We start from the raw sequence: 11,708 nt of genomic DNA on the forward strand, positions 1-11,708 counted from the left end.
GGCGAACCAGCCCCGGCGGACCGATCCGCGCCGCACGACCGACCTGTCCCGCACCCCTCTGTGTCTACCGGAGGTCCCGGGCCCGGACCAAGGTCCGGCGGGCGCTGCGATCTCAGTCCTCCTCGGCCCCGTGCGCCTGGTCCAGCAGCGGCAGGTCGTCCGCGGTGACCAGATGCGAGGTCACGGCGTGTTCGACCAGGCGGGTGCGCCGGTTGGTGGCCAGCCGGCCCCCTCCCCCGCGCAGGCCGGCCACACCCACCCGGTCGAGCTTGTCGCAGACGTTGTCCAGCTTCCGGTTGAACCGGGTGAGCGGCCAGCCCAGTCGCTGGGCGGCGCTGGCGGAGGAGGGGACGGTGGAGAACCCGGTCCCCCCGCGCCGCAGGATCGGTTCGGCCAGCGCCACGATGACGGCCTTCTGCGACGGGGTGAAGAGCACCGGGCCGATGGTCGTCTCCCCCACCCCCTCGGTCCCGTTCGACTGGTGCAGGAAGGACGGGTTCTTCAGGTGGACGGAGAACTCGTAGGTGGTCGGGCCCGCCGTGAAGACCACGTTGAGCTGGCCGAACACCAGCGGTATGCGCGAACCCGGCGAGACCCAGGCCTGCATGCCGCCGGACGCGTCGGCCACGGTGGCGGAGATCATCGACCCCACGTTGGTCAGCCACCACAGCCCGTCGATCTGCCGGATCTCCATGAACCGGCGGTGCAGGTAGGGGTTGTCGTCGATCTCCAGGTCTCCCTCACGACCGATCGTGAACACCGCGTGCGGTGAGACCTCGTACCATTCCCCGACGAAGCAGACCGTCAGCTCGTCGGCCCCCGTGCCGCTCCGCGGCGGTTGCCGCTGTCCCGGCCGATCCGGCCGTCCTGCGCCGTCCTGTGCGACGCTCCCGTCAGCATCCATCGTCGGTTCCCCCTCCATGATGTCCCCCGTCCTGTGTCCTGCCGTCGTGGTGCCCGTCCGGGGCACCGCGGTCACTCCACGCACCCCACCGCCGGATCCGACTGCTTGCCGTTGGCGCGCACCACCACGACCTCGATGCAGGTGCGGTCCTGCTCCAGGACCGGTGTGGTGGCGGAGGCCTTCTCGGCGGTGGTGATCCTGCCCTTGCCGGTGGCGGTGGTGGTCCGCCAGAGGTACTCGTCACCCTGCGCCGGCTCCGGGTTCGTCCAGGTGAACACCGCGTCCTGCCCCTGACGGGTACCGGACACCTCCTCAGCCGCACGCACCGGTCGCTCCGGTTCCGGCAGCGGCAGGGCCGGGGACTCGGAGATCAGCGTGGGCGCGGTGTCCGGGGCGGGACGGGCCGAGAGGCTGCCGGCCAGCCACACGGCCGCGGCCACCCCGAGGACCAGCACCACGAGCGAGGCGATGATCCCCGTCCTGTTCTCGGTCGCCCACGCCATGGCCGGGGACGCACCGGACCTCTCCTCGACGCGGTGCGCGGTGGTGCCGTCGGGTTCCCACTCCCCGCCGGCCTGGGGATAGCGGCGCGACGGCGCCCGGGCCCCGGCCAGGCCGCCGCCGATCCGCCCGCCCATGATCGTAGGATCGTCCTCCGCGGACGTGCCGGCCGGCGTCGAGCCCGGGTGGCCCCGGGTGCCGCGGCCGGGCCGGATGACGGTGGCGTCGTCGACGTCGTCCTCGGCGGGGCGCCCCGGTGCGGCGGCCGGGGGCATCGGCGGGAAGAGCCGTGAGGTGTCCGTGGCGCCGCGGTCCGGGTCGATCGAGACGACCTGGCGCACCCGGGTGGCCTCGCCGCCCTCCTCGACCGCGTCGTCCTCGGCCTCCAGGGACCCGGACTCGTCCATCACCTCGAAGGGGGTGACGGACAGTCCCAGCTCGGACTGGACCCGTTGCAGGGCCAGCGCCAGGGCGTGGGCGGAGGGGAAGCGCGAGGCCGGGTTCTTGGCCATCGCGGTGGCCAGCACCAGTTCCAGGGAGGCGGGCAGGTCCGCACGGTTCAGGGGCGGCAGGGGCGCCCTGCCGATCCGGGAGACCAGCTCCCGCTGCGAGTTGTCCGCACCGGGCCGCACGAACGGGGACCGGCCGGCGAGCAGCGTGTAGAGGGTGGCTCCGAGGGACCACACGTCCATGGCTACCCCGTCCGGGGACCCGCCGGTGAAGGCCTCCGGCGCGGACCAGGGGATGGACATGCCGGCCTCCTCGTCCAGCATGTCCGTGGTGCCGGAGATGCCGAAGTCGGTCAGGGCGGGCCGGTTGTAGTCCGTGGTCAGGATGTTGGCCGGCTTGATGTCCCGGTGCACGATCCCGGCCCGGTGCGCCGTCTCCACGGCCGAGGACACCTGGACGCCGAGGGCCAGGACCTCGTCCACGCCCAGCCGCGAACGCCGGTAGCGGATGTCCAGCGAGGGCCGGGAGCAGTACTCCATGGCCAGGTAGGAGTGGCCGTCCTCGGTGACGTCCGCCTCGTAGATCGTGACGATGTACGGGTGTGAGGACAACTGGGCCATGAGGTTGGCCTCGGACTCGAACGACTGGCGGGCGCGCTCGGTCCGCAACCCGGCGAGCAGCACCTTGACGGCCACCTTGCGCCGGGGCCGGTCCTGTTCGTACAGGTAGACGTCCGAGAACCCGCCGGATCCGAGCAGGCTGAGGTACCGGTACCCGGCGATCTGCGGAGGCGGCGCCGGGGGACGCTTCGAGCTCACGGGATCGCCTCGAACCGCAGGGAGACGCCGTCACCGAGGTCCGCGATGTCCCCGTCCAGGACCATGACGGCCTCGCCCTGGCCCAGCCGGCGGGGGGCGGCGCCCTCGCGGATCAGCACGGTGCCGTTGGTGGCCTTGAGGTCTCGCAGCTGCACGTGCCAGCCCTCGAGGACCACCTCGCAGTGGGAGCGGGAGATGTCCCCGTGGGGACTGCGGACCTGGATCATCCGCGGCATGGTGCCCGATCCCACGCGGTGGGCCTGCGGCTGGCGGCCGATGACCACCGGCCGGTCCAGCTCCAGCACCTCGCCCGTGGACATCCGGATCCGGCCCAGGGGCGGACGGCGGACCTGCCGGGCCTCTCCCCCCAGCGACTGCCCGCAACGCGCACAGGTGCTGGACGTGGGTGGGTTGGCGTGCCCGGTGGAGCACTGCCGCGCCAGGACCATGGGTCCGGTGGCCGGGGACGCCGGGGCCTCGGGGACGGCCGGGTCCACGGTCTCGACGCCGGCCAGGTCCAGGTCCGACCTCATGACGGTCTCGCCGTCGTGGTCCGGATCCGCGGGCACGGCCGTCGGGGTCCCCGGTGCGGGCCCGGACGGTGGCGCGGGAGTCCGGTCGGCGGGTGCCGGACCGGCCGCGGCCAGCGCGGCCGCCGACGGGGACAGCACGGTGTCGGCATCGACATCGTCCTCGGGATGCGCCCCCAGAGCGCCCGCCCGGCCCGGTTCGGCGGGGACGGCCGGCACGGGGGATCCCCCGTCCGGCCGGCCCTCATCCGGCCGTCCCGCGCCCGGTTGACCCGGGGCGGGGACGGCGCTTCGGGCCGCGGCGAGCCACGGGACCGAGTCGATAAGCTCCTGGGATTCGGGCGCCCGGGAGGCCGGCCGGACCGGTGCGGACGCTGCGGACGCGGGAGCCGGGTCGGCGACCGTGCCGCGCTCGACGTCCTCCCCGGGGCCGGCCTCGGACGGGGCCTCGACGTCGGTCTCCTCGCGTGACGCCGTCCCGTCCTCGGCCGGCTGGACCAGGGTGGTCCGGCCGGAGGATTCCGGTGCGTCGGAGGCGGAGGGGGATGACAGGTACTCGGCGGTGTCCGGGGCGATGGTCATGTCGATGTCGGACTCCCCGGCCGGCTGATCGCCCATCGCGGGCGCCGCGTGACCCGCGCCGTCCTCGGCGTCCGCGCAGCCCTCGCCATCATCGGTGTGGCCGGTCACCGCGCCGTCCCCCACGTCGGCGGACTCCGCGGGCGGGACGGGGTCCGCTGCCCGCCCCGGTTCCGACGGGGCGGCCGGGCCGGTCGGAGGGGCCGCCGGCGTCGGGGCCGCGACCGGCGCGAGGTGGTGGGCCGTCCGGGCCTCCGGACAGGACTCGGGGTCCCCGGACGCGGCGGACACCAGGTCGGCCTGGAGGGCCGCCAGCCGCACGGCGCCGGCCTCCAGCGGAAGGTCCTCCGCATCGGGCAGGGCGTCGTCCACGAGCAGTTCGAAGGAACGGACCCCGGGGACGATCCGCTCGGCCCAGGTCGAGACCCCGGTCCCGCTCAACCGGGTCTCGACGTCGTCCAGTCCGGTCATCCGCAGGTGGACGTCCCCGCGCAGGATGGCGTGCACGTCCTGGCCCGCATAGGAGACGATGGCGAACGCGGGCATCCCCGTCAGGTCCAGGCGGCCGGAGAGGACGGTGGCGAGCAGGTGCTCCACCCCCGGGGTCCCGGCCAGCAGGTCCCAGAGGACGGCGGCGGTCTCCTCGCTGGCGTCCGCGGGCAGGGCCACCAGGGACCGGCCCCGGACCAGCCCGAGCCACGGCCCGGCGCTGTAGCGGACCATCGCTGTCGGCGTCATGGTCGTTCCCCTCCCCCGTCGCCCGGACCGGTGCCGCCCGTCGCGGCGTCCGAGGTGCCGACGCCGGCATCACCCGGGACGCCGCCGACCAGCGTTCCGGTCTCGCCGGACCCGAACCGGGGCCGGGTGGTCTGCTGCTCCTCGGAGTGGAGGGCCCGGGGCGAGGTGATGCTGCGGTTCTCCTCGGCCTCGGTGTCCTCCACGTCGACCACGATGACCGTGATGTTGTCCCGGCCGCCGCCGCGCAGGGCACTGCGGATCAGCGCGTCCACCGCGTCCTGCGGCGCGTGGTGGGCAGTGAGCTCCCGCAGGATCTCGTCGTCGTCCACCTCGGAGGTCAGCCCGTCCGAGCAGATCATCAGCCGGTCCCCGTCATGGACCGGGAGCATCCAGAAGTCCGCCTCCGACGCCTCACCGGTGCCCAGGGCCCGGGTGATCACGTGCCGGCGGGGATGGTGCCGGGCCTCCTCGCTGCTCAGGTAACCCGCGTCCACCATCTCCTGGACCTCGGAGTGGTCCACGCTGACCTGGCCGAACCGCCCCTCGGACACCCGGTAGACGCGGGAGTCACCCACGTTGAACACCATCCAGTACAGCCCCTGCCGCTCCCGCACGATCGCGGCCCCCGCCAGGGTGGTCCCCGCCCGCGAGTCCGCCACCCTGCGGATGGCGTCATCCGAGGCGACCATCAGGTGCTGCAGTTGCTCGGCCGTGAGGTCGTCCCGGACCTGCTTGACCCCCGAGGCGAGGGTCTCCACGCAGATCCTGCTGGCCACCTCGCCGGCCTCGTGTCCGCCCATGCCATCCGCCACGGCGAACAGGTTCCCGGTGACCACCAGGGAGTCCTCGTTCAGGTGCCGGCGCAGTCCACGATGGGTGCCGAACCCGTAGTTCAGGCGGAAGGGTCTCTGGGGCGCGTCGATGGCAGTCTCCAGGGTCATGCAGCGGACACCGTGAAGGAGCGGTCGCCGAAGTGGACGGTGGTCCCCACCGGGGCCAGGACGGGCTGGCCCGGTTCCAGCCGCCGGCGCTGCCCGCCACGCGGGGTGATGCCGGAGCCGTTGGTGGAGTTGCGGTCGGTCACCCAGACGCCGGCGGAGTCCACCGACAGGTGCAGGTGCGTCTTGGACACGGACCGCCCCATGTCCGCGAACGGGATGAGCAGGTCCACGGTCTCGCCGGCGGCCGCGGCCGGGTTGCGTCCCACCAGGGCGGATGCGGAGAGCTCATGGGCCTGGCCGTCGTCGAAGCGCAGCCTCACCGCGGCGGGTCCGGCGGGCCGGCTGCGCAGCTGGGTGGAACCCAGCTCCTCGTCCGGGTCCGCGGACGATCCGGCCCCACCCACGAGGATGACCCGGTCCTCCCGGTACCCCGAGGAGTGGCCGGAGCCGGCGGGCACGGGCATCCGCGGGGCGGCGGTCGGTGCCGCGGCGGGGCGCCCGGCCGTCGCGTGGGCGGGTTCCGGCCGGACGGTCCCGGGCTCGGGGGCCGACGTCGGCGCCGGCGGCGTGGCCGTTGACGGCAGGACGGGCCGGTCGTCCGGGGACGACGGGCCGGACGGGTCCTGGGACGGACTCCGCCCGCCCCCCGGGACGGTGGTGATGGGCCCGGCCGCGGTGAACGCGGGCCAGCGGGTCAGGGCCGGGGTGCTCACCCCGGTCTCGGGGTGGCCGGGGTCTCCGGGGCTCAGGGCGCCGGGAGCGAACGTGGACGGTCCGAACAGTCCGCCGGTGGTCAGCGGGTTGCGTCCCGTGTGCACGTCCAGCACGAGGGTGCGCGCCACCTTGTCGTGCCAGCCCTGGCGCTGGTGGTTGGTGTCCCAGGTGTTCGACAGCAGCATGAGCACCGGCCCGACGACCGGCACCAGCCCGCTGACCCCGATCAGCACGGAGCGCAGGAAGATCGGCCCCCAGCCGGCGGGCGTGCCCTCCTCGGAGGTGATGCGCAGCCCGAGGAGCAGGTGACCCGGCGTCTTGCCGGCCGAGGCCTGCCAGCCCCACAGCCAGACCGCATAGGCCAGGGACAGCACGCCGGCGATGAGCATGCCCAGCCAGAGGGTGACCAGCGCGTCCTGCCGGGCGCTGCCGGCCCCGGCCAGGACCGCGGGGACGGTGACCGCGTAGACCACGCCCACGGCCACCGCGGGGATGATCTGGTCGATCAGCCAGGCCGCCAGCCGTTTTCCGGCCGGTGCGTTGACCAGGTTGAGGGTTCTCTGCACGGTTCCTATTCCTTGCTCGCTTGGTCGTCCACTGTACGGACTGCTCGGGTGCCACCGCCACGCCGGGCCGGGCGTGACCGCGGTTCGGCCGCGCGCTCCTCCGCCCGGCGCCCGGAGGCCGCCGCACGGCGGGCCAGGCGCTGCTGGCGCCGCAGCTGGTGCCGCTGCCGGCGCCGGGCGCGGGCCTCGAGCACGAGGGACCGCGGGGAGAACCTCGCCCGCAGCCGTCGCCAGCCGCCCACCGAGCCACGGATGCCGGCGATGTTCTCGTCCACCCGCTCCCAGTACTCGGCCACCTGGGCCTCGGTCGGCTCCCCGGGGCCGAAGACGGCGTGGTCGGCGCGGCGGGCCAGCAGGGTGGTGCCGGCCGCCGTCGTCGGGAAGGCGGCGCCCAGTGCGGCGGCGTGCTCGCGCCGGGTGCCGGTGCGCTGCGGCTCCGAGCCCAGGTCCGCGGCCAGGCTCAGCACCTCGGACCAGCCGCCGGAGACCTGCCCGGCCGGGCTGTCCGCGCGACGGCGCCGCGTGCGCCGCCGTCCCTTGAGCAGCGCGATGACCAGCAGCGGGATCATCAGGACGAGGACGGGGATCATCGAGTACACGACGATCATCACCACGGCTCCCCACCGGTCCCACCAGGAGCGCTCCTCCTGCTCGGCGTCCTGCGGCTCCGGCGCGGTGTCCGGCGGGAGGTCGGCCTGTTCCTGCGGCGGGGGCGGGGGCTGCAGCACCTGCGGCTTCGGCGTGGACTGCGGCTGCTGCTGCGGCGGGGTCGGGACGTTGTCCTTGTCCGGGGTGGGGTCCATGGCCACCCAGCCGATGTCCTCGAAGTTGACCTCCACCCAGGCGTGGACGTCCTTGCCCTTGATCTGGACCGGCCCGCCGCCCTCGGGGTGGTTCTCCGGGTAGAAGCCCATGACCACGCGGGCCGGGATGTCCAGGGAACGGGCCATCAGGGCCATCGCCACGGCGTACTGCTCGTCGTCGCCGATCCACTGCTCCGCGTCCAGCAACCGGGTGATGCGCCCGGCGTAGTGCCCGGACAGCGAGGTCACCTCGCCCTCGCGTCCGTTGGAGAACGCCCCGGACTCGTGCAGGGTGGACGCCAGCCCGCCGGCGATGCCGAACGCGGAGTCCTGCCGGCCGGTCAGCTCGGCCGCCTTCTCGGGGACCACCTGCGGCACCCCGGCCAGTTCCGGCATGACCACCGTGGCGAAGTCCCGGTCCTCGAGCTCCTCCGGGTCGACCCGTACCGGGTAGACGACCTCGGCGGTATAGGAGTCCCCGGACTGCAGCGGGATGGCGGACAGGGCGGTCTCGTTGGCGTCGTTGTAGTACAGGGACCGGGACAGCTCGCCGGCCCGCGGCCCGGACAGGGCCACCCCGGTCAGCTTCCCGCCCCCGGGCAGCCAGACGCCGTCGTAGGCCCCGATGGTGATCTCCAGGGACCCGTTCTGGCGGTTCGGCAGGTCCGGGGACTCTGCAGCGGAGAGGCGGGAGGCGTCACCGACCGGCGAGAAGTGCCCACTGGCCTGGGGGTTCACCGTGTAGACCATGCCGTCGTAGGCGTCCAGGGCGGCCAGCCGGACCCGCTGGCCCTCGGGGAGGCCGTCCACCGTGAACAGGACCTCCTCGTGCTGGTCCTTGACGTACTGCCGGAACTTCATCAGCGGGCTCGGGTAGTCGAACAGCTCGATCGGGGGCTCGACCACGTCCCGGAGCACCTTGCGGTCCTGGTCCTGCAGCAGCAGCGGCGAGGCCGCGGCGGTCAGCAGTCCGGCCACCGCCAACACCCCGGCCCCCAGGCCGACCCGTCGCCAGACCAGCCGGCGCGCGGTGGCCGGATGGGTCAGCGTGGTGGTGTCGGCGGACGTCCGGGTCCCGTGCACCCGCATCCGGTGCCGGCGCCAGGCCAGCCAGACGACGGCGGCCATCACCAGCACCATGCCCCGCAGCAGGGCCATGGGGGCGTCCTTGGTGCCGAACAGGATGCCGACGACGGTCATCGCCAGCACCGGGATGAGCGTCCAGTACGGCACCCGCACGCGCCAGGCCAGCAGGCCGGCCACCACGGCGGTCAGCAGCCCGGACAGGTACGGGGCCACCAGCATGCCGCCGTGCACGCCCACCGGTGCCGCGACGGTCAGGATGTCCTTCCACGTGGTCACCGGCGCCGTGAGCAGCACCCCGGGGGCGTCCGCACCCGGCAGGACACCCGCGGCCGGGTCGGCCGGGGTGGCCAGGACGAGGCCGGCGGCCAGGTAGACCGCGATCACCACGCCGGAGGTCAGCCAGGGGCCCCATCGCCGGGAGGAGCTCGCCAGGGCGACGGCCAGGCCCAGGACGATTCCCCCGAAGCCGGCCGTCAGGTACCGGGGGTCCCCGGCGAAGGTGTCGTGGAAGCCGAGCATCCCCAGGCCCAGCAGCACGGTCAGCACGGCGGCGTCGGCGCCCACCTGGGCCCGGGGGTGGCGCAGGCCCCTCTCCCGGAGCCCCGTCCGGGCCCCCGCCATCACGCCGCCGCCTTCCGCAGGGCCAGGCCCAGGTCCTGGAGGTCCCCGATGGAGACCACCGTCAGGTCCCCGATGCTCGCCCGCCCGGTCTCCAGCCCGTGGGCGCACCGGATGGCGAAGGCGCGGACCCCGGGCGGCGCCACGTTGGCGGCCCGGCGCAGCTCACCGGGGCTGGGCTGGCTGCCGGTGACCAGGAAGAACACCGAGGCGTTGGGCACGTGGTCCGCGGTCTCGCGGGCCACGTCCAGGCTGGTCCCGCGCAGCGGCCTGCCCTCGATCCGCGTCATGTCATCGAGCATGTTGCGGCCGGTCTCGGTGTGGATCGGCCCGGCGTGGGTGCGGATGGAGATGTTGCGCTGCTCCTTGAAGGCCTCCAGTCCGATCGAGGCGGCCACGGAGACGGCCAGCTCGAAGTCGTTCTCGGTGGCGTACTCGGCGGTGTTGGTGGACAGGGCGATGGCCAGGTGGGCGCGCCGGGTCTCCTCGAATTGGCGGACCATGAGCGTGTTGGTGCGGGCCACCGTCTTCCAGTGGATGTGGCGGCGGTCGTCACCGGGCACGTAGTCGCGCAGGGCGTGGAAGGAGACGTCCGCGCTGGAGAGGTCCTTCGTGGGCAGTCCCTCCAGGTCCCGGATGAACCCGGCCGAGGACCCCTGCAGGGCCACGGTGCGCGGGTGGACGTACAGGTCCTGCGGCTCGGTCCACCTCAGCTGGCGGCGCAGCAGGCCCAGCGGGTCCTGGCGCACCGAGCGCACCGGCCCGACGACGATCACCGCGCGGCGGTGCGTGGGGATGGTGAACAGGTCCTCGTGCACGGCGCCCGGGCGCATCCGGGGCAACGGGAACACGGCGGTGGCCCGCCCCACGGGCAGCTCCATCGCCACGGGGAGCAGGGCGCGGTCCGCGGTGTTGGTCACCTCGATCGCCCCGACCGCCCGGTCCCCGACGGCCACCCGCGAGCGTGCCAGGTCCAGGTCCACCCGGTAGGAGGAGCGGCCGAGGATGAAGCCGATGGCCAGCAGCAGCAGCAGGACGCCGACCAGTCCGGCGATGAGCGCCTCCGCCCAGCCCAGCGTCGTTCCGACCGTCCAGGCGGTCACCGTCACGGCCAGCACGATCCACCCCAGCGGGGAGACCACCTCGACCACCGGGCGGGCCGATCGCGCCCACCAGCCGGCGGCGGACTCGAGCACCGGCCCCGTGGTGATGGCGGCCGACTCTCCCAGCCGCCTCCACCGCTCCCTCAGGACGCCGGCCACCCCGGCCCCTCGTGGACGGGGCTGCCGTTGCGGGGCGCTCCGTTCCGGGGCCCTCCGTGCCGTCGGCACCTCAGGCCCCGGCGGCGGTGGAACCGCTCCGCGCCGCGGGGTCCCCGGACGTTCCGGCGCCGGCCGACGCCGCGGCGCCCACCCGGACCGGTGCCTCGGCGCGGTGTTGCGGGGCATCCACCTGGGCCAGGACGCGGGTGAGCACGGCCGGCGCGGTGGCCCCGGCGAACTCGGCCTCCGGATCCAGCACCAACCGGTGGGTCCACACGTGCGGGGCCAGGTCCTTGACGTCGTCCGGCAGCACGTAGTTACGTCCCCGGGAGGCCGCACGCACCTTGGCCGCGCGGACCATGGCCATGGCGCCGCGGACCGAGACGCCCAGCCGGGTCTCGTCCGCGTCGCGGGTCTCCTCGGCCAGCTCGGCGATGTAGTTCAGCACGGCCCCGTCCACGTGGACGGTGGTGGCCAGCTCGGCCATGTCCCGGATGGCCTGGGTGGTGATGATCGGGCTCAGGGCACCGGAGCGGTCCTTCGTGGCGGCACCGGAGAGCAGCTCGACGGTGGAGCTGCGGTCGGGGTAGCCGATCGAAGTCTTGATGAGGAAGCGGTCCAGCTGGGCCTCGGGCAGCCTGTACGTGCCAGCCTGCTCGATCGGGTTCTGGGTCGCGATCACCATGAAGGGGCGCTCGTTCGCGTAGGTGACGCCGTCCACCGTCACCCTGGCCTCCTCCATCACCTCCAGCAGCGCGGACTGGGTCTTCGGCGAGGCCCGGTTGATCTCGTCGGCCAGCACGATGTTGGCGAAGATCGGTCCCCGGTGGAACTCGAACTCCTGGGTCCTCTGGTCGTAGATCGTCACGCCGGTGACGTCCGAGGGCAGCAGGTCCGGGGTGAACTGGATGCGCGAGTGGGTGCCCTTCACCGTGGCGGCCAGCGACCGCGCGAGCATGGTCTTGCCGGTGCCGGGCGCGTCCTCCAGCAGGACGTGGCCGTCCGTCAGCATCGCCGTGAGCACCAGCGAGATGACGTCCTCCTTGCCCAGGATGGCCTGGCCGATGTTGTCCGAGATCTTCTCGAACGTGCCGGCGAACCACTCGGCCTGTTCAGTGGTCATGGTCATGGTGCGGTGTCCCCTTCGCTGGTGACGCTGGTGCAGGTGCTGGTGCTGGTGCTGGTGCTGGTGCTGGTG

At 73.8% G+C, this 11,708-nt stretch carries 8 protein-coding genes; all 8 read right to left on the reverse strand.

Annotated elements, in window-relative coordinates; all coding sequences use genetic code 11:
- Positions 1-112: 112 nt before the first annotated feature.
- Positions 113-922, reverse strand: a complete 810-nt coding sequence (locus PLJ28_RS01250; protein ID WP_255459395.1) for an FHA domain-containing protein — start codon at positions 920-922, stop codon at positions 113-115.
- A gap of 53 nt (positions 923-975) precedes the next feature.
- The gene (locus PLJ28_RS01255) at positions 976-2,673 is read right to left on the reverse strand and encodes a serine/threonine-protein kinase (protein ID WP_183524039.1); all 1,698 of its coding nucleotides are present in this window, start codon (positions 2,671-2,673) and stop codon (positions 976-978) included.
- Entirely contained in the window at positions 2,670-4,520 is a 1,851-nt protein-coding gene (locus PLJ28_RS01260; protein ID WP_324589844.1) for an FHA domain-containing protein, read from the reverse strand. The genes PLJ28_RS01255 and PLJ28_RS01260 overlap by 4 nt, the downstream gene beginning before the upstream one ends.
- Positions 4,517-5,461 (reverse strand): PP2C family protein-serine/threonine phosphatase, encoded by a 945-nt coding sequence (locus PLJ28_RS01265; RefSeq protein WP_298044730.1) that lies wholly within the window; start codon positions 5,459-5,461, stop codon positions 4,517-4,519. Before PLJ28_RS01265 ends, PLJ28_RS01260 begins: the two co-directional genes overlap by 4 nt.
- Positions 5,458-6,741: an RDD family protein gene (locus tag PLJ28_RS01270; RefSeq protein WP_324589845.1), complete on the reverse strand. Its 1,284-nt coding sequence runs from the start codon at positions 6,739-6,741 to the stop codon at positions 5,458-5,460. The genes PLJ28_RS01265 and PLJ28_RS01270 overlap by 4 nt, the downstream gene beginning before the upstream one ends.
- A gap of 5 nt (positions 6,742-6,746) precedes the next feature.
- Positions 6,747-9,251, reverse strand: coding sequence for a transglutaminase TgpA family protein (locus tag PLJ28_RS01275; RefSeq protein ID WP_183524025.1), 2,505 nt, complete (start codon positions 9,249-9,251; stop codon positions 6,747-6,749).
- Entirely contained in the window at positions 9,251-10,510 is a 1,260-nt protein-coding gene (locus tag PLJ28_RS01280) for a DUF58 domain-containing protein (protein WP_183524022.1), read from the reverse strand. Before PLJ28_RS01280 ends, PLJ28_RS01275 begins: the two co-directional genes overlap by 1 nt.
- Positions 10,511-10,580: 70 nt before the next feature.
- Positions 10,581-11,639, reverse strand: coding sequence for an AAA family ATPase (locus PLJ28_RS01285; RefSeq protein WP_183524019.1), 1,059 nt, complete (start codon positions 11,637-11,639; stop codon positions 10,581-10,583).
- Between the last annotated feature and the right edge of the window lie 69 nt (positions 11,640-11,708).

This window comes from Citricoccus sp., assembly GCF_035445025.1.
GTDB lineage: Bacteria > Actinomycetota > Actinomycetes > Actinomycetales > Micrococcaceae > Citricoccus.